This window comes from uncultured Xanthomarina sp. (genome assembly GCF_963971605.1).
Lineage (GTDB): Bacteria > Bacteroidota > Bacteroidia > Flavobacteriales > Flavobacteriaceae > Xanthomarina > Xanthomarina gelatinilytica.
This window is the reverse complement of sequence record NZ_CAXATZ010000008.1, coordinates 86,972-104,083: the sequence shown is the minus strand read 5'-3', so window position 1 is coordinate 104,083 and position 17,112 is coordinate 86,972. Positions and strand designations below refer to the sequence as shown.

At 35.2% G+C, this 17,112-nt stretch carries 17 protein-coding genes; 9 read left to right on the top strand and 8 right to left on the bottom strand.

Features of this window, described 5'->3' with window-relative positions:
• Window positions 1–151 precede the first annotated feature (151 nt).
• Complete coding sequence (locus tag AACY93_RS05250; RefSeq protein ID WP_287006415.1) at window positions 152–850, top strand: LytTR family DNA-binding domain-containing protein; 699 nt, start codon at window positions 152–154, stop codon at window positions 848–850.
• 2 nt (window positions 851–852) lie between these two features.
• On the opposite strand, the gene priA is transcribed toward AACY93_RS05250, so the two are convergent.
• From priA to nadC, 3 genes are all read right to left on the bottom strand, one after another.
• Window positions 853–3,303: a primosomal protein N' gene (gene priA / locus AACY93_RS05245; protein ID WP_287006413.1), complete on the bottom strand. Its 2,451-nt coding sequence runs from the start codon at window positions 3,301–3,303 to the stop codon at window positions 853–855.
• A gap of 52 nt (window positions 3,304–3,355) precedes the next feature.
• Window positions 3,356–4,339: a YihY/virulence factor BrkB family protein gene (locus AACY93_RS05240; RefSeq protein ID WP_287006411.1), complete on the bottom strand. Its 984-nt coding sequence runs from the start codon at window positions 4,337–4,339 to the stop codon at window positions 3,356–3,358.
• Between the two features lie 97 nt (window positions 4,340–4,436).
• Entirely contained in the window at window positions 4,437–5,294 is an 858-nt protein-coding gene (nadC, locus tag AACY93_RS05235) for a carboxylating nicotinate-nucleotide diphosphorylase (protein ID WP_007649995.1), read from the bottom strand.
• 134 nt (window positions 5,295–5,428) lie between these two features.
• On the opposite strand from nadC, the gene rlmH reads away from it, so the two are divergent.
• Window positions 5,429–5,902 (top strand): 23S rRNA (pseudouridine(1915)-N(3))-methyltransferase RlmH, encoded by a 474-nt coding sequence (rlmH, locus tag AACY93_RS05230; protein WP_007649993.1) that lies wholly within the window; start codon window positions 5,429–5,431, stop codon window positions 5,900–5,902.
• 266 nt (window positions 5,903–6,168) lie between these two features.
• Here rlmH and raiA read toward each other — a convergent pair whose 3' ends face one another.
• Window positions 6,169–6,468: a ribosome-associated translation inhibitor RaiA gene (gene raiA / locus AACY93_RS05225; protein ID WP_007649991.1), complete on the bottom strand. Its 300-nt coding sequence runs from the start codon at window positions 6,466–6,468 to the stop codon at window positions 6,169–6,171.
• 196 nt (window positions 6,469–6,664) lie between these two features.
• Window positions 6,665–7,540, bottom strand: coding sequence for a class I SAM-dependent methyltransferase (locus AACY93_RS05220; RefSeq protein ID WP_287006408.1), 876 nt, complete (start codon window positions 7,538–7,540; stop codon window positions 6,665–6,667).
• A 413-nt stretch (window positions 7,541–7,953) separates the two neighbouring features.
• On the opposite strand from AACY93_RS05220, the gene AACY93_RS05215 reads away from it, so the two are divergent.
• Genes AACY93_RS05215 through AACY93_RS05205 form a run of 3 tightly spaced genes read left to right on the top strand, consistent with a single transcriptional unit; the run spans window position 7,954 to window position 9,673 of the window.
• The gene (locus AACY93_RS05215) at window positions 7,954–9,222 is read left to right on the top strand and encodes a DEAD/DEAH box helicase (RefSeq protein WP_287006406.1); all 1,269 of its coding nucleotides are present in this window, start codon (window positions 7,954–7,956) and stop codon (window positions 9,220–9,222) included.
• Between the two features lie 7 nt (window positions 9,223–9,229).
• Window positions 9,230–9,445 carry a DUF6500 family protein gene (locus AACY93_RS05210; protein ID WP_287006405.1) on the top strand — a complete coding sequence of 72 codons (216 nt, stop codon included), beginning with the start codon at window positions 9,230–9,232 and terminating at the stop codon, window positions 9,443–9,445.
• Window positions 9,446–9,673, top strand: a complete 228-nt coding sequence (locus AACY93_RS05205; protein WP_287006403.1) for a VF530 family protein — start codon at window positions 9,446–9,448, stop codon at window positions 9,671–9,673.
• Here AACY93_RS05205 and AACY93_RS05200 read toward each other — a convergent pair.
• Window positions 9,670–10,617 (bottom strand): DUF4421 family protein, encoded by a 948-nt coding sequence (locus tag AACY93_RS05200; protein ID WP_287006402.1) that lies wholly within the window; start codon window positions 10,615–10,617, stop codon window positions 9,670–9,672. The genes AACY93_RS05205 and AACY93_RS05200 overlap by 4 nt on opposite strands.
• 154 nt (window positions 10,618–10,771) lie before the next feature.
• Between AACY93_RS05200 and AACY93_RS05195 the strand changes: the two genes are divergently transcribed.
• The 3 genes from AACY93_RS05195 to AACY93_RS05185 all read left to right on the top strand — a co-directional run bounded on the left by AACY93_RS05195 (window position 10,772) and on the right by AACY93_RS05185 (window position 14,320).
• Window positions 10,772–11,362, top strand: coding sequence for a non-canonical purine NTP diphosphatase (locus AACY93_RS05195; protein WP_287006400.1), 591 nt, complete (start codon window positions 10,772–10,774; stop codon window positions 11,360–11,362).
• A gap of 247 nt (window positions 11,363–11,609) precedes the next feature.
• A complete protein-coding gene (locus AACY93_RS05190) occupies window positions 11,610–13,433 on the top strand; it encodes a DEAD/DEAH box helicase (RefSeq protein ID WP_286853202.1) in 1,824 nt (607 codons plus the stop codon).
• Window positions 13,434–13,540: 107 nt separating this feature from the next.
• Window positions 13,541–14,320 (top strand): carboxypeptidase-like regulatory domain-containing protein, encoded by a 780-nt coding sequence (locus AACY93_RS05185; protein WP_040492047.1) that lies wholly within the window; start codon window positions 13,541–13,543, stop codon window positions 14,318–14,320.
• Window positions 14,321–14,392: 72 nt separating this feature from the next.
• Here the strand turns inward: AACY93_RS05185 and AACY93_RS05180 are convergent, their stop codons facing one another.
• Together AACY93_RS05180 and AACY93_RS05175 are read right to left on the bottom strand one after the other, a co-directional pair.
• Complete coding sequence (locus AACY93_RS05180; RefSeq protein ID WP_286853203.1) at window positions 14,393–15,049, bottom strand: RNA methyltransferase; 657 nt, start codon at window positions 15,047–15,049, stop codon at window positions 14,393–14,395.
• Window positions 15,050–15,110: 61 nt separating this feature from the next.
• Complete coding sequence (locus AACY93_RS05175; protein ID WP_286853204.1) at window positions 15,111–16,307, bottom strand: hypothetical protein; 1,197 nt, start codon at window positions 16,305–16,307, stop codon at window positions 15,111–15,113.
• A 108-nt stretch (window positions 16,308–16,415) separates the two neighbouring features.
• Between AACY93_RS05175 and AACY93_RS05170 the strand changes: the two genes are divergently transcribed.
• Complete coding sequence (locus tag AACY93_RS05170; protein ID WP_286853205.1) at window positions 16,416–17,096, top strand: NAD-dependent deacylase; 681 nt, start codon at window positions 16,416–16,418, stop codon at window positions 17,094–17,096.
• Window positions 17,097–17,112 lie beyond the last annotated feature (16 nt).

Genomic DNA, 17,112 nt, shown 5'->3' with positions numbered 1-17,112 from the left:
TTTATATATTACAACATTAAAAGAAACATATTTAATGCTTAAATTTGAAATGTTAAATTATGTTAAAATTAACGTTTTACCGATGTTTTTTGGTTTTTAACCGAATTTTTCGTACTATTGTCGATATCTTAACCGAAATAAACTAAATGTTATGACTTTAAACTGTGTAGTAGTTGATGACTCAGCAATTCAGCGCCTCTCAATTGTTAAGTTGATTGAAAATCATCCATCCCTTAACCTAATTGCAGAATACAATAGTGCTCTAGAGACTAAAAATGGACTTAATACCCATAAAGTTGACTTAATCTTTTTAGACATTGAAATGCCAGTGTTAAATGGGTTTGAACTTTTAGATGTATTAAACAACAAGCCTCAAATTATATTTGTTACCGGAAAAACCGAGTATGCTTTTAAGGCATTTAATTATGATGCCACAGATTACCTGCACAAACCGATAACCAGGGAACGTTTTAATACTGCTGTTGACAAAGCTGTAGAGCAACATAAATTAAAATTAGACTTTAACGAAACCGAAGGCGAGCACATTTTTGTAAAAAGCAACCTTAAAAAACGTAAAGTTTACATTAAAGACATTAAATGGATTGAAGCGCTTGGCGATTATGTAAAACTGGTTACCGAAGAAACCAGCTTGGTAGTACTTTCCACCATGAAAGCTTTTGAAAGTGAGCTTCCTGAAGGCAAGTTTTTAAGAATCCATAAATCCTATATTGTCAATTTAGATAAAATAGACAGGTTTAACAGTAAGAATGTTGAAGTTGGCGCTTACGAAATCCCTTTAAGCAGAAACAAAAAGACCCAACTGGTAGATGCTTTAAACAACATCTCTTAAAACTAGTAATTATCAACATTTAAAATTACTCTTACAGCCCTAAAATCTTTTACAGCGAAGAAGCTATTATTAATTTTAATAATGGCTTCTTTAGTTTTAGATACAGATTGCTTTGGTGGAATTTTAACAATTATATGTTTTATAAATTGATTTCTTATCCTAGAAACAGGTGGAAATTCCGGCCCTAAAATATCGGTTTTAAAAACCATACGTAAGGATTTGGCATACCAGTCGGCAGCAACATTTACCTTATTGTAATTACGGTGTTTAAAGGTAATTTTAATCAGTCTGTAAATAGGTGGATATTTAAAGTTTCGGCGTTCGTCCATTTGCTCCTCATACATTTCCATGTAAGAATTTGTAGTTACTTGCTGTAAAATCTTATGGTATGGATTATAGGTTTGAATGAGCACTTTCCCTCTTTTTTCGGTTCTTCCTGCCCGTCCAGACACTTGCAACATAAGTTGAAAACTACGTTCATGAGCCCTAAAATCCGGAAAATTAAGCATGTTGTCAGCATTCATGATGCCTACCAATTTTACATGTCTAAAATCCAAGCCCTTGGTAAGCATTTGTGTACCAACCAAAATATCCACTTCTTGCTGTTCGAAAGCCGTGATTATTTTTTCGTAACCATATTTCCCTCTGGTCGTGTCCAAATCCATTCTAGCCACTTTATAATTGGGAAAAAGCTTGTTTACCTCCTCCTCTACTTGTTGCGTACCAAAGCCTTTGGTATCCAAATCCACGCTCCCACAGGCTTCACAGGCTTTAATCATTACTGAGTGATAGCCACAATAATGACAACGCAGTTGATCTTTGTATTGATGGTAGGTTAAACTCACATCGCAATTTGGGCATTGTGGAGACACACCACAGGTTTGACATTCTACAATGGGCGAAAAACCTCTCCTGTTTTGAAACAGAATAATTTGATGACCTTCTTTAAGCGTTTCTGTCATTTCTTCAATCAATCTGTCGCTAAAATGTCCTGTCATGCGTTTGCGCTTATGCTTGTCCTTTATATCCACAAGCTCTATATCAGGCATCAATACATTATTGTACCTGGTGGATAATTCAACCAACCCATACTTCTGCAATTTGGTATTGTAATAACTCTCAATACTGGGAGTTGCAGAGCCTAAAAGTGTTTTACATTGAAACAAATGTGCCAAAACAATAGCTGTATCTCTTGCATGATATCTTGGAGCTGGATCAAATTGTTTATAAGACGATTCGTGCTCTTCGTCCACAATAACCAATCCCAAATCATGAAAAGGCAATAAAACCGAAGAACGAGCCCCTAAAATTATTTGTGCTTTATACGAATGACGTATTAAGTGATTCCAAACCTCAACACGTTCCTGAGATGAATATTTAGAATGAAATACCGCTACTTTTTCTCCAAAATAATCCTGTAACCTATTTACCAATTGCGTTGTTAAAGCAATTTCAGGTAACAGGTACAAAACTTGTTTCCCTTGTTGTAAAACCTCTTCAATCAATTTGACATAAATTTCTGTTTTACCAGAAGACGTGACACCATGTAACAAAGTAATATGGTACTTTTCAAAAGATGCCTTAATTTCTTGAAAGGCTATTTTTTGAGGTTCATTAAGGGTTTTTAAAGGATTGTTTTTTTCTCCAGAATATTGAATTCTATCTGTTTGAATGTAATATTCTTCTAGAATGTCTTTATCTATCAATGATTTTACTATGGCTGAAGACGCATTGCTTTTGTCTGTCAATTCCGAAACTTTTATGGGCTTTTTGGTTTGAGCAGAAAGAGTAAACAATGTTAGTACGACCTCTCTTTGTTTTGGTGCTCTGCCAAGGTCTTCCAAAAGATCTTGCAGATGTTTTTCCGAAGAAAATTTTGTCTGTAATTTTACATAGCGTACCAGTTTGGGTTTGTATTTTTCATAAATTTCCTCTTCAACCAGAACAATGCGCTTATCCAACATGCTTTTAATAACAGGCAGCACATTTTTTTTATCCAAAATACTTACTATATCTTGAATTTTAAGGGATGTTTGATGGTTTAAAGCTTCAAAAATCAAAAACTCCTCATCCTGAAGTTCTGCCTCATTTACTTGTGTTTCGGTGTTTTTTGTGATGATGGTCTCACTTTCCAACAAGAAGGCGTTTGGCAAGGCTGCTCGCATGACATCGCCCAATGTGCACATGTAATATTCTGAAATCCATTTCCAATGCTCCAATTGTTTTTTGGTTACAATGGCTTCGTTATCTAAAATTTGATGAATGTCCTTGGCCTCATAGGCATGTGGTTCGGTAGTATGAATGTTAAACACCAAAGCTGTATAAATTTTTGCTTTTCCAAAAGGCACGGACACACGCATTCCTGGTGTTAAAAAACCGGCTTCAGCTTCCGTAATGCTATAGGTAAACAGTTTTGGAAGTGGTAAGGGAAGTATGACGTCTATAAAGTGCAAGGCTGAATGGTGTTTTTGTTAAGTTTTTTCTATCTGTTAAAAAAAGGGAACCTTAAGGTTGTTTATCCGTATCGTTTGGTTTATTGGTATTTAAAATATAAACATTACTCTTTATTTTTTTCAATCGGTTCAATGAGGCGTTCAACTCGTAGCCCAAAAGCAAAATATTGGAATTCAACCACAAATAAAACAGCAAGATCAATAAGGCTCCAATAGAACCATAAAGCTCATTATATTTGGAGAAATTTTCAATATATATTCCAAATAAATAAGAACTTAAAATAATTAAAATGGTTGTAAACAAAGTGCCAACAGAGAAAAACCTGGATTCTTTACCTTCCCTGGTTCCAAAATAATACAATACAGCTGTTGCCAGGTAAACCATAATTACAAAAAACACATATTTAGCAAAAGGAATCCAGAATTGCAGATTGCTTTTTTCCAAAATTCCATGACTTTCTAAATTCCCCAACACATAAATTTCAAAATACCCTAGCACCACAACAGTGATTATCAACAAAAAAGATAATATTAAAGCCACTCCCATGGCAAATAGATATTGTTTTACCACATTTCTGGTGAGTTGTTCGTGGTAAGAACTTTCAAAACCAGCAAATACTGCGCTAATACCATTTGCCATTAAAAAAATGGACACTAAAAACACAGAGGACAATAAACCTCCACGCTCTGTAGCTTCAATATTCTCGAAAATATTTTTAAAGAAAAATTCGGATGTGGTAGGTGGTAAAAATGAATTTAAAAAATTTAAAAACTCTATTCTAAAATCGTCAATTGGGATTAATGGGATTATAATCAATATAAAGAGCAAAAAAGGAAACAAAGCTGTAAAAAAGCTAAATGCAATGGCACTTGCTCTGGTTGTTAACGCGCCTTTTCCAATACCTATAATATACAATTCCATTAAATCGTACAACGAAAGCCCTTCCAAACCAGGTAATTTAATTTTTTTCAAAAAGCTTACAATCCAGTTTAAAACAGGGATTTTGCTTAATTTATCTTCTATGGGCTTGGTCATTTATTAATTCAAGATTTTTAATTTAAGATTCAAGATTTTCTTGTTTTTAGACAAATTTTGAATGTTGAACTTTGAATTTGAAACTTTAAATTAAGAATCATACTGCTTTTAGGCTTAAGTCCATGTTGTAAACAGAATGGGTTAATGCTCCCGAAGAAATGTAGTCCACACCACATTCGGCATATTTTCTAATGGTTTTTTCGTTGATGCCTCCAGAAGATTCTGTTAAACAAGTATCTCCAATTAAAGCCACTGCCTTTTTGGTGTCCTCATAGTTAAAATTGTCTATCAAAATCCTGTAAACACCTTTGTTTTGGAGAATTTCCTGGATCTCTTCCAAATTTCTTGCTTCTACAATAATCTTTAAGTCCCTATTGGTGTTTTTAAGGTACGCTTTGGTTTTATTGATGGCTTTTGTAATGCCTCCAGCAAAATCTATGTGGTTGTCCTTTAACATAATCATATCGTAAAGTGCAAACCTGTGGTTTTCGCCTCCTCCAATTTTAACAGCCCATTTTTCTAAAGCCCGAATGCCAGGAGTGGTTTTCCTAGTGTCTAAAATTTTAGTTCCTGTACCTTCCAGCAAATCTACAAACTGCTTGGTTTTGGTAGCTATGGCACTCATGCGCTGCATGGCATTCAACACCAATCGTTCAGCCTTTAAAATAGATTGGGAAGCACCTTCAACATAAAATACAATGTCGCCATATGCCACCTTAGAACCGTCTTCAATTAGGATGTCCATTTTTAGGTCTTTGTCTATATGTTGGAACACTGTTTTGGCAAACTCCACGCCAGCAATTATGCCATTGTCCTTGACCAATAATTTGGCCTTTCCTGTAGCCTGTTCCGGAATACATGCTAACGAGCTATGGTCTCCATCTCCTACATCTTCACGAATGGCGTTTGCAACTATTAATTCTATTTCTTTTTGGAACTGTTCTTTACTAATCATTTGCGAAATAATTTACCGTAAAAATACTAATTGAAAAGTAAATTCTTGGCATTCTAAATTCTTAATTCCAATTAAAACGTAAATTTGTTTTTAATTTTTAACAGGATTGGGGTTTAAGCCCTACTTATCAAGATATGCAAATAAAACTTTTAGCCATTGGCAAAACAGACAACAAGCAACTTCAAGCTTTAATAGACGATTATCAGAAACGTTTGGGCTTTTATGTAAAATTTGAATTTGAGATTATTCCGGATTTAAAGAAGGTTAAAAATTTAAGCGAAGACCAACAGAAACAAAAAGAAGGCGAACTGATTTTAAGCAAACTGCAAAATCAGGACATATTGATATTATTGGATGAAAACGGTAAGCAATTGAGTTCTGTTGGATTTTCGGAATATTTACAAAAACACATGAATTCTGGTATCAAGCAATTGGTTTTTGCAATTGGTGGCCCTTATGGTTTTTCCAATGAGGTTTACAGCAAAGCCCAAGGGAAACTATCTTTTTCTAAAATGACTTTTTCACATCAAATGATTCGGTTGTTTGTTGTGGAACAACTTTACAGAGGGTTTACCATTTTAAGGAACGAGCCTTATCATCATCAATAAACCCAAACCCTAAAATAAAATTCCTAAACCCAAACACATTAACGCTACAACAAATACCTTTGTCTTAACCAACAACTCTATATTAAAATTGCTTTATCTAATTATAAAAACAACCAAGTGTTTTGACATTTAACATCATTGCGCCTATGCTAGAAAACAATGTTTTATGGGAAACCAAAAAATAACAAATACTCACAAAAAAACCACAAATTCACTATTACCAGTAAACTTGTGGTTTTATTTTTTTAAAAACGAATTTAAAGAAACTAATGTGTGGAATAAGTCTGCTTTCTTTTTTTAAGCTGAATATCCAAATCGTGAATGGTTTCTTTTACTGCCATCTCAAAATTTTTCTCTGTTGAAGTAGCAAATATTCTAGGTCCAGGCAAACTCAGCTCCATATTACAAATTTTACCTTGTTCTTTTTGATTATTATCTTGTTTAAAAAACACATCACAAGAAATTAACCAATCGTATTTTTTGGCTAATTTTTCTAATTTTTCCGTTGTGTATTGAGATAGGGATTCGCTGGAATCCATGTTTACGTATTGAATGATAATGTTCATGATAATTGTTTTTTATTGAATTTATAATCTATTACAATATTATTTAAAAAGAAACATATTTCAACTGATATTTATCAATTACATAAAAAATACATCTTATAAATTTCTTAAAAAAACTACAAATCTCGTGTTCGTTTTTTAAAAGTTGGTTCACATAGTGAAAATATCTATTCTTCCTAAACAATTTAAAAACAGTTTAATCACTCTTTCTCATAAGCAAGGCCAAACTGGTTACATTGGAATCTAATTTGGTTGGCCAAGGCAGTTCGCCCAATGGCAATACAACCAAATCGGCTCCTTCTTTAATGAGTCTTTCAACGGCCACATGAGGTCCATAAATAACAGTTCCGTTAGACCATAACGGTTTTGAGTTTGGAAAATAATCGTGCAATAAGATAACACCATTTTTCTTAAGCCTACTCAAGGCCAAAGGGACTTCTTTGTAAACAGTGGCTTGAGAATGGTCTCCATCCAAAAATATAAAATCGTATTGTTTATCGTTTTTGGACAGAAACTCCAAAGAGGTATTGGAAATAAAAGTAACGAAGGAATCGTAATTAAAATTTTCAATCATTTCCAAAGGTGAATATTTAGTGCCATAATCCAACCAAGGCTTTGTTTTGGTACAATTAACATCTCTTATATCCAAAGTGGTAAAATCTACCTTGTTACCTTGTTTAACTTGACTGTGATAAAGTGCAGAAGCAATATTTAAGGTGGAAGCTCCTATGTGAGTTCCTATTTCCAGAATGGTTTGAGGTTTAAAATAATTAATTAAATAATAGATAGCTCTTCTGTCACCATAATTGACTCCACCAGTATTACCAGGAATGGTAAATTGTTCGATTTCTTTTTTGGATTGAGCCCATTGAGCTTCAATAGTATCCGAATTTAAGATACTTGAAAGCGATATACCATGTGCAGAACGTAAATTGGAAGCATCACAAGCAACTGTTTCAAGCTTACTGAATTCTTCAGCATCCTTCTTTAGTCCTGCTGCTCTCTTATACGAATGAATCTGGTTCATTATAAAATTTGGCATGGCTTTTTTTACCATCTTTTTAAGTCTCATATCTCTATTTTATTTTTGATTATTTTTAATTAAAATCCACAACATAACATTCAGATAACTAGTTGTTTGTTTGCTAAAAAATGTTGTTTGACCAAGTTAATTCTTTTTACAATAAAAACAAATCCTTTGTGTTTTAACTGAAAAACCTGTGTAATTTAAGGAGTGCTTTTAACCTATGATAAGCTGTTTAACACATATTTAATCGATTTGTCCTGTCTATGCCTTTAATAAAATGAAACATCTTTGACCAAAAATTTTGTCACATAGCGAAATGATTATATGGATGTTGCATGTGACCTTGTAAAAAAAATAAATATAAACACATGAAATAAAAAGTGACATCGGGAAAATTAGCTGTAACTTTGCAGCAAATTTAAAATGGCATTCAAATTGTCATTCAACAAAAACAATCTATGTCATTTAACACATTAGGCCTTTCTGAAGCCATTCTTAAGGCAATCAGTAAAAAGGGATATAATGAACCGTCTCCTATTCAGCTAAAAGCCATTCCTCCTATCTTACAAGGTAAAGATGTCTTGGCTTCTGCCCAAACCGGAACAGGAAAAACAGCAGGATTTACCTTGCCTTTACTTCATATTCTTTCTGAAAGTGAAAACTCTAAATTTAGGCCAATTCGTGCCTTGATATTAACCCCAACACGTGAATTGGCTGCCCAAGTGTATGCCAACGTAAAAGAATACAGTGAATTTTTAAACATAAGAAGTGCCGTTATTTTTGGAGGTGTCAACCAAAAACCGCAAGCAGCAGCCATACGTCAAGGTATAGATGTTTTGGTGGCCACTCCAGGACGTTTGCTGGATTTGGAAAGTCAAGGGTTGTTATCGTTAAAAAGAGTAGAGATATTTGTTTTGGATGAAGCCGATAGGATGTTGGACATGGGCTTTTTGCGCGATATGGAACGAATAATGAGCAAAATGCCTGCCAAACGCCAAAACTTAATGTTTTCGGCAACCTTCTCAAAAGACATCAGGAAATTGGCAAACGGCATTTTACATCATCCTGTTCAAGTAGAAGCGACACCAGAAAACTCAACAGTTGATGCCATTAACCAAAAAGTATATCGTGTTGCAAGTGGTAAAAAAACCGATTTAATCATCAAGTTAATTTCCGAAGGCAACTGGAAGCAAGTATTGGTCTTTACAAGAACCAAACATGGCGCCAACAAACTGTGCAAAAAAATGGTGAGTGCCAATATTTCTGCAGCAGCCATCCATGGCAATAAAAGTCAAGGTGCCAGGACCAAAGCTTTGGCTGGATTTAAAAATGGAAGTGTTCGTGTTATGGTAGCCACAGATATTGCAGCTCGAGGTTTGGATATTCCTTTGTTACCACATGTGGTTAATTTTGAATTGCCAAACATTTCAGAGGATTATGTGCATAGAATTGGCAGGACAGGTCGTGCTGGAGCCAGTGGAGAAGCCATATCTTTGGTAAGTGCAGACGAAACGACCTATTTAAGGGATATTGAAAAATTGGTAGGCATGAAAATCCCTGTAGATATCCTGGAAGGGTTTGAACCGGATCCAAATGCGTCAACAGAACCAAAAAAACGAGGTGGTGGACAAAACAGGAATTCCAACAGAGCTTCCTCCAACAAAGGCAAGAATAGTAATCGCAAAGCCAAACAGAATCCCAATAGGGCACCAAAAAGCAGAAGATAAATTTGTTGTGACACAAGAATTAAAAAATAAAATAATAGCTGTCTGTAATCAGAAAATAGCACAAAAAGGCACTCATGTTGGTTTGTCCTTTTATGCTTTTTTCGCAAATAAAAACGATAATCCGGAATTACTGATGGAAGCTGCCACCTGGTGGATTTTAACCCAAAAATTGGATCATTTTGAAAAAGCTGTGAAAATAAAAGAATTGGTTCAAGATTTATAAATGAGCACACAACCCAACAATCCCTTGCATGGTATTAAACTGGAGCAAATTGTAACAAAACTTGAAGCCCACTATGGTTGGGAGTATTTAGGACAAAAGATACGTATTCGTTGTTTTCAAGACAACCCATCCATAACATCCAGTTTAAAGTTTTTAAGACGAACGCCTTGGGCCAGAACCAAAGTTGAGAACCTGTATTTAAAGATGATAAAACATCAAAAAAATTAAAAAGGTGTTTTAAGCTTTTTATCCACCTTAATTTTATATCCTACAGAAATTTTGGCTTTGGTATTACTGAATAAGTAATTTAAGCCATAATCTAAATTAGTGGTATAAATACTGCTTCCATAAACCAACGTGGCATAAAAACGCTTATAACTATAACCAATTCCTGCATTATAATCCAATTTATACAACAAAGGATTGGAGACCCTATAATCATTTACGTCTGATTGTGCTTTTTTATACATAACTCCAATTCCTGGGATGACATTTAAAGTGGCAAAAAAGTTGGCTGGCAAAACAAAAACAGCCAATAAACCTCCCGAAATCCCCAAGCCAGTTCCTTTAAATTCGTTTAAATAGGCATCAGGATTAAATGTCTCATTGTCTGGAATCAAAGAGCTGTCTCCAGAAAAATTATCATAAACCATAAATCCACCAATACCACCTGTTATATAATGCTTTCTTTCTTCTTTAACCAAACCTGCCCTTAACGTTGAAGAAGAAAACGAAATTCTATCAAACGTGTACAAATAACTTAGACCTAATGATAGTGAAGTGATATCGTCCCTAAAAAATTCAGGAGCATTAAAATTGTTTTTTACATTAAACCCTTTGTACCTCTGAACGTACAAACTTACCAAATGATTATAACCTACAATCAAAGAACCTTGCATATCAAAACGTTGCGTAGGATGTTTTTCCTGACCTTTTAAATTAAAAGCAATATCTATAATTAATTTGCTGGTTCCCAAACCAAAACCCACACCAGCTCTGTTATTGGGTTTAAAAGACAACTTGTCGTTATCGTTTATCAAATTAAAACTTTGCCCTTTGTAATTGGTAAACAACCTAATGGACCAATTGTTCATATCCCTATCTATTAGCAAGGTATCCAATACTTCCCTGGCACTTAACGAATCCAACTCTTTTAATTTCTGGGCTTGCATAGACATGCAAAAACACAAAAGACAGATAAATATAAGTGGTTGTTTCACCATAAAGATTTTGGAGATTGTAAATTTTTAAAATTTTCAATGAATTTAATATTATTTTCCGTTGTTTTGAAATAAAATAACAGGTCTTTTTAACAATGTATCGCCTATGCAACTCGTATTTGCCACCAACAACCTAAACAAACTCAAGGAAGTTCAAGTATTGATACCAGCATCCATTAAGCTGCTTAGCTTAAAAGATATTGGCTGTTTGGAAGATATTCCTGAAACCCAAAACACCATAGAAGGCAATGCCATACAAAAAGCAGAATACATTAAATTACATTATGGTTACAACTGTTTTGCAGACGATACAGGTTTGGAAGTTCCAATTTTACATGGTGAACCAGGAGTGTATTCTGCCAGATATGCAGGACCACAACGCGATGCCGATGACAATATGAATTTATTGCTTGAAAAATTAAAAGACAAAACCAACAGACAAGCCCAGTTTAAAACGGTTATAGCATTGCATCTAGATGGAGAACTAAAAACCTTCACAGGTATTTGCAAAGGGAACATTACCAAAGAAAAACATGGTGAACACGGTTTTGGGTACGACCCTATTTTTAAAGCCGAAGGGAACACAAAAACGTTTGCAGAATTACCCCTAGAAGAAAAAAACCAAATTGGACATCGTGGAAAAGCTGTTGGACAGTTGGTTGATTATCTTAACACATTAACAAATCAATACACATAAGAACTACAGTTATATCCATTTAAAAATTGTTCTTGCAAACCTCTCATGCAACTAATATTTAGATTCTCACACAATTACCATTAACATATAAAATAAAAGTGTACCTTTGCACGAAATTTATCAGAGCCTAAAGTTCTGAAAAAAAATTCCTCAGAGAGAGGATGTGTTACTGGAGGTTTAGGTTTAAGTATGTCGATTCGCTTCTTTTGTAACACCACAAAATATAATCGAATACTTATTTAAACGAATGAACACATTCCAAGATTTAGGTCTTAACAACGACCTATTGCAAGCTATTACAGACATGGGTTTTGAAACCCCAAGTGATGTCCAAGCCAAAGCCATCCCTATTTTACTTGAAAAAGAAACCGATTTGGTTGCCTTAGCGCAAACCGGAACAGGTAAAACTGCTGCATTTGGTTTTCCCATGCTGCAAAAAATTCAAATAGATAGCAGAACAACCCAAGGATTGATCCTATCTCCTACCCGTGAACTTTGCTTACAGATCACCAACGAACTTAAACAATACGGAAAATATTGCAAAGGACTTAATGTGGTTGCCATTTATGGTGGTGCCAGCATTACAGAGCAAGCCAGGGAAGTTAAAAGAGGTGCCCAAATTATTGTTGCAACTCCTGGTAGAATGAAAGATATGATTAGTCGTAACATGGTTGACATCTCAAAAATAGAATATGCTGTGTTGGATGAAGCTGATGAAATGTTGAACATGGGATTCTATGAAGATATCACAGATATTTTATCGCATACACCACAAGATAAAAGTACATGGCTTTTTAGTGCTACCATGCCTAAAGAAGTAGCCAATATTGCTAAAAAATTCATGAAAAACCCTATTGAAATAACCGTAGGGAACAAAAACGAAAGTACCAATCAGGTGTCTCATGAATACTATTTGGTAAATGCCAGAGACCGTTATCAAGCCTTAAAACGTTTGGCAGACGCCAATCCAGATATTTTTTCGGTTATTTTCTGTAGAACCAAACGCGATACTCAAAAAGTAGCCGAGCAATTAATAGAAGATGGCTATAGTGCTGGCGCTTTACATGGCGATTTAAGTCAGAACCAACGTGATTTGGTCATGAAATCCTTCCGAAACAAACAAATACAAATGTTGGTGGCTACAGATGTAGCTGCTCGTGGGATAGATGTGGACGATATTACACATGTTATAAACTATCAATTACCAGACGAAATTGAAACCTACACACACAGGTCTGGACGTACTGGACGTGCCGGAAAAACAGGTGTTTCCATGGTTATTGTTTCAAAAAGTGAGGTTCGGAAAATAAAAAGCATTGAGCGCATTATAAAAAAAGATTTTGTAAAAAAAGACATACCAGATGGGATGGAAATTTGCGAAGTTCAATTAATGTCGCTTGCCAATAAAATTCACCATACAGAAATCAATCATGAAATTGATAAATATTTGGAAAGCATCAACAAGCTATTTGCTGACACTACCAAAGACGAATTGATTAAAAAATTCTTCTCGGTTGAGTTTACCAGATTCTTTAATTACTACCAAAAAACCAAAAACCTGAATATAACTGATACCTCACGTGGTGAAGATAGTCGTGAAAGTGGGCGTGGTTTTGGTGGAAACAGCAACGACACACGTTATTTTATTAACGTAGGAAGAAAGGATGGTTACGACTGGATGAAATTGAAAGATTTCTTAAAAGAAGCCTTAGACTTAGGAAGGGACGATGTTTTTAAAGTAGATGTAAAAGAAAGTTTCTCATTCTTCAATACTGAAAAAGAACTTCAGGAAAAAGTATTGGCTTTCTTTACAGATTTTAAACATGAAGGACGCTTTGTAAATGTTGAAATAAGCGAAGACAAAGGTAAAGGAACCAGTAGGAACAAAAGACGTCGTGATGGTGGAGGAAGCAAAAGACGTAGTGAAGATAAACCAAGAGGAGACAGACGTTCTGGTTCTAGAGGCGAGGGTAACAGAAGCGACAGACGCAGCTCTGTAAGCAACGAATCCCGACCAAGACGTTCTAAGTCTGAAGCTGGCTTATCAAGGCCTAGACGATCCAGACGTTAAACTTTACTGCCTTAACAGTCAGTAATTTTGTTAATTTTTAGTCAAAATATAAGAACCCTAGACGTATTTTCGTTTAGTTTAGTACTTTTATGCTCAATATGGCTTTAATGAAAAAACTATTTTTTCTTTTTACTCTTTTTTTAGGAACCTCCCTAATGTTTGGTCAGGAAGACACAACTGTTAAAGGGGTTGTTATTAATGCTACCGAAGGTGTGCCTTTGGAAAGTGTTAATATTGTTAATATCAATCAAGTAAAAGGAACAACTACCAATGCCAGAGGGGAATTTGAAATTAAAGCCAAAGCAACAGATACCCTTCATTTTTCGTATTTAGGGTTTAAGTCCATTCGTGTTCGGGTTACGAACGACTGGATAAAGTTTGGCAGTTCTACCATAGAATTGACTGAATTGGCTTTTGCCTTGGAAGAAGTAGTAGTCAACGAGTTTAAACTTACAGGTTTTTTGGAAGTGGATATTCAACAAGTTCCTATGAACACCAATTATCGTTACAGTATTTCCGGATTACAAACAGGATATGAAGCTGGTGGTTCATCATCAAATGCTGTAACCCGAGTCCTTGGCGCAGTTTTTAATCCAGCCGATTTTTTACATAGCATGTTTGGCAAACAACCCAACGAAATGCGTAAGCTAAAGAAAATGAAGCAAGACGACGAAATAAGAACCCTTTTGGCCAATAGGTTCGATAGGGAAATGTTGGTGGCACTGTTACAAGTGGATCGAGTGGATTTGGATGAAATTATCAGACAATGCAATTATTCCAAGAATTTTATTGAAACTGCAAACGACCTGCAAATCCTGGACGCCATTAGCGAATGTTATGAAGAGTATAAAGTGCTAAGCCGAAATAGGAAATACGGCAAATTATAAACCCATAAAAAAAACCGAAAGAAATTCTTTCGGTTTTTTTAATTTATGTTTTCTGCGATATTGAAACAACTGCTAAGATGACTCATAAAACCGCTCCACAATCTCATCATAACTTTTAATGGTTTTCTTGATCCAATCCAATCGTTTTTGTTGCTGTTCTTCCAAACTAAGTTTCCAGTCTATATCTGTTTGTTTTAGTTTGGTGGTTACATGCTGTAAAACAATAGCTGCAGAAACCGAAATGTTTAAACTTTCTGTAAATCCGTACATAGGAATTTTCAAGAACGTATCTGCTTGGCCAATAACCTCTTGAGACAGTCCTTCTGTTTCTCTTCCGAAGAAAAAACAAGATTTTTTAGTCACATCAAATTCATGAAGCAAACAGTTGTTGGCATGAGGTGAGGTAGCTACAATTTGATAGCCTTTTTGTTTTAAATCCTGAATACAGGTTTTCACGGAATGGAACCTGTTTAAATCCACCCATTTCTGGGCTCCCATGGCAATTTCCCTATCAATACGTTTGGAATTTCTTTCTTCCACAATATGCACTTCCTGTATTCCAAACACATCACAACTTCTAATGACTGCGCTGGTATTGTGAAGTTGGTACACATCTTCTGTAGCCACCGTAAAATGTTTGGTTCGTTCCTCTAAAACCTTATCAAAACGTTGCCTTCTGTTTTCGGTTAGGTAACTTTCCAGGTATGCCAATAATTTTAAATCTACCATGTCATAAAAATAAAAAAACCTGACTGTGACATCAGGTCTTCAGTATTAAAACTTAAACATCTTAATCGTTTGCCCCTATATTGCCTTGAGAAACAATGGTGGGTTGTGCTTCACTTAAAAGTACGTTTATATGACCATTAACACCCAATACATCATCGTATTCAAATACAGCATTATCGTCCAAAGCAGATACATTGGTCTCGCTTATTCCTGTATTACCATCCACTGGATTAAAAGTGAAGATAATATCACCAGTTGTAGCAACATCATTGGAGTAAATATAGGCAGGATGCAACCCATCCAAAGGTGTGTTTTGCAACGCAATTACAGCCAAAGCCTCACCATTATTTCTACCGTAAAATGTAGCTGTTCCAGAGATTCCTGAGGTATTCACTTCGTTTAAAACATAAGATGTGGAAACACCAGACAATTCGTTTTGTCCAATGTCACCTTGTGCCACAATGGTTCCTAAACTCATATCGCTTTCATGCACATTAATATAACCATCAAAATTTATGATATCTATGTATAAAAACGCAACATCGTTATCCAAAGCAGCTATATTGGTTGCACTTATTCCTGTGTTCCCATCAACAGGATTAAAGGTAAATGCTATATCTCCACCTTCTACAGCAGTGTTGTTATGGATATGTGCAGGATGCATCATCCCATTTACTGCATTGGTTATTTGAATAATGGCAAGGGCTTCACCATTTTCCCTTTCATAAAAAGTGGCCAGTCCAGATATTCCAGGCACATCCTTTTCACTTAAACTGTATGTTTTGGAAACATCTGTCAGTTCGTTTTGTCCAATATCACCTTGAGCAAGAATATGGTCTGGTTGCGACTCACTATAAAGCACATTCACGTATCCATCAAAACTCAACAAATCATCATAGGTAATGCTTGTTCCACTATCTAATGTTGAAAATGTGGTGGTACTGAAGCCAGTAGTATCATTAACATCATTTAATGTAATAGCAATGTCACCACCTTCAGCAGCAGTATTGAAATTTATGGATGCAGGATGCGATGTTCCAGTAGAAATTCCAGTCAAACGAATTTCTACGGTTGTAGAATTATCATCGTTTTTAATAAACTTTGCTGTTCCATTGACATTGTTATCGAAAATTGAGGATACAGCATAGGTTTTAGAAGTTAAACTTGAAGGAATAGGTGTAATGTGATCATCACTACTGCAACCCATTAACACCATACATGGTAACAAGACATTTAGCAACTTAAGTAGCTTCTTCATATTCAAAAATTAATTATCTGTAATATTACACATAATATATAAATTTTTAAAATGAAGTCGTCTTCCTTTTTTGTTTTATTTATGAACTAAATTTTATAGTTTCACCAAATGAAACATCTAGTTGTACTTACAGGAGCAGGAATAAGTGCCGAAAGTGGCATTAAAACCTTTAGAGATGCCGACGGACTTTGGGAAGGACATGATGTTATGGAAGTGGCCACACCACAAGGTTTTGCCAAAAATCCAGAATTGGTTTTAAATTTTTATAACCAAAGACGAAAACAATTGCTTTCTGTAAAACCAAACAAAGCCCATATAGCTTTGGCTGCCTTGGAAAGCACTTATAAAGTAACCATAATCACCCAGAATGTGGATGATTTACATGAACGTGCAGGAAGTTCCAACATCATTCATTTGCATGGCGAGTTGCTCAAGGCCAGAAGCAGTATGAACGAAGAGGATATTAAAACCTGGAAAACAGACATCCAATTAGGAGACTTGTGTCAACAAGGACACCAAATGAGACCACATATTGTTTGGTTTGGAGAAGCTGTGCCAATGATAGAAAAAGCAATTGATATTTGTGAAACAGCAGATATTTTGGTTATTATAGGCACTTCCATGCAAGTGTATCCAGCTGCCAGTTTAATGGATTTTGTTCCAAGCCAAACACCTATTTACTATATAGACCCTAAACCTGCAAGGGTTCGCTACCAGAAAATTACGGTTATCCCAAAATCGGCTACTGAAGGGGTGAAAAATTTATTGGATTTTTTAAAAAACCCATGAAAATTGAGACAGACTA

Coding starts and splice junctions, on each gene's coding strand:
- AACY93_RS05175 (WP_286853204.1), bottom strand. CDS start 16,307: ATGAAGAAGCTACTTAAGTTGCTAAATGTCTTGTTACCATGTATGGTG.
- AACY93_RS05200 (WP_287006402.1), bottom strand. CDS start 10,617: ATGCAAGCCCAGAAATTAAAAGAGTTGGATTCGTTAAGTGCCAGGGAA.
- raiA (WP_007649991.1), bottom strand. CDS start 6,468: ATGAACATTATCATTCAATACGTAAACATGGATTCCAGCGAATCCCTA.
- AACY93_RS05220 (WP_287006408.1), bottom strand. CDS start 7,540: ATGAGACTTAAAAAGATGGTAAAAAAAGCCATGCCAAATTTTATAATG.
- nadC (WP_007649995.1), bottom strand. CDS start 5,294: ATGATTAGTAAAGAACAGTTCCAAAAAGAAATAGAATTAATAGTTGCA.
- AACY93_RS05215 (WP_287006406.1), top strand. CDS start 7,954: ATGTCATTTAACACATTAGGCCTTTCTGAAGCCATTCTTAAGGCAATC.
- rlmH (WP_007649993.1), top strand. CDS start 5,429: ATGCAAATAAAACTTTTAGCCATTGGCAAAACAGACAACAAGCAACTT.
- AACY93_RS05240 (WP_287006411.1), bottom strand. CDS start 4,339: ATGACCAAGCCCATAGAAGATAAATTAAGCAAAATCCCTGTTTTAAAC.
- AACY93_RS05180 (WP_286853203.1), bottom strand. CDS start 15,049: ATGGTAGATTTAAAATTATTGGCATACCTGGAAAGTTACCTAACCGAA.
- AACY93_RS05170 (WP_286853205.1), top strand. CDS start 16,416: ATGAAACATCTAGTTGTACTTACAGGAGCAGGAATAAGTGCCGAAAGT.
- AACY93_RS05195 (WP_287006400.1), top strand. CDS start 10,772: ATGCAACTCGTATTTGCCACCAACAACCTAAACAAACTCAAGGAAGTT.
- AACY93_RS05205 (WP_287006403.1), top strand. CDS start 9,446: ATGAGCACACAACCCAACAATCCCTTGCATGGTATTAAACTGGAGCAA.
- AACY93_RS05250 (WP_287006415.1), top strand. CDS start 152: ATGACTTTAAACTGTGTAGTAGTTGATGACTCAGCAATTCAGCGCCTC.
- AACY93_RS05190 (WP_286853202.1), top strand. CDS start 11,610: ATGAACACATTCCAAGATTTAGGTCTTAACAACGACCTATTGCAAGCT.
- AACY93_RS05185 (WP_040492047.1), top strand. CDS start 13,541: ATGAAAAAACTATTTTTTCTTTTTACTCTTTTTTTAGGAACCTCCCTA.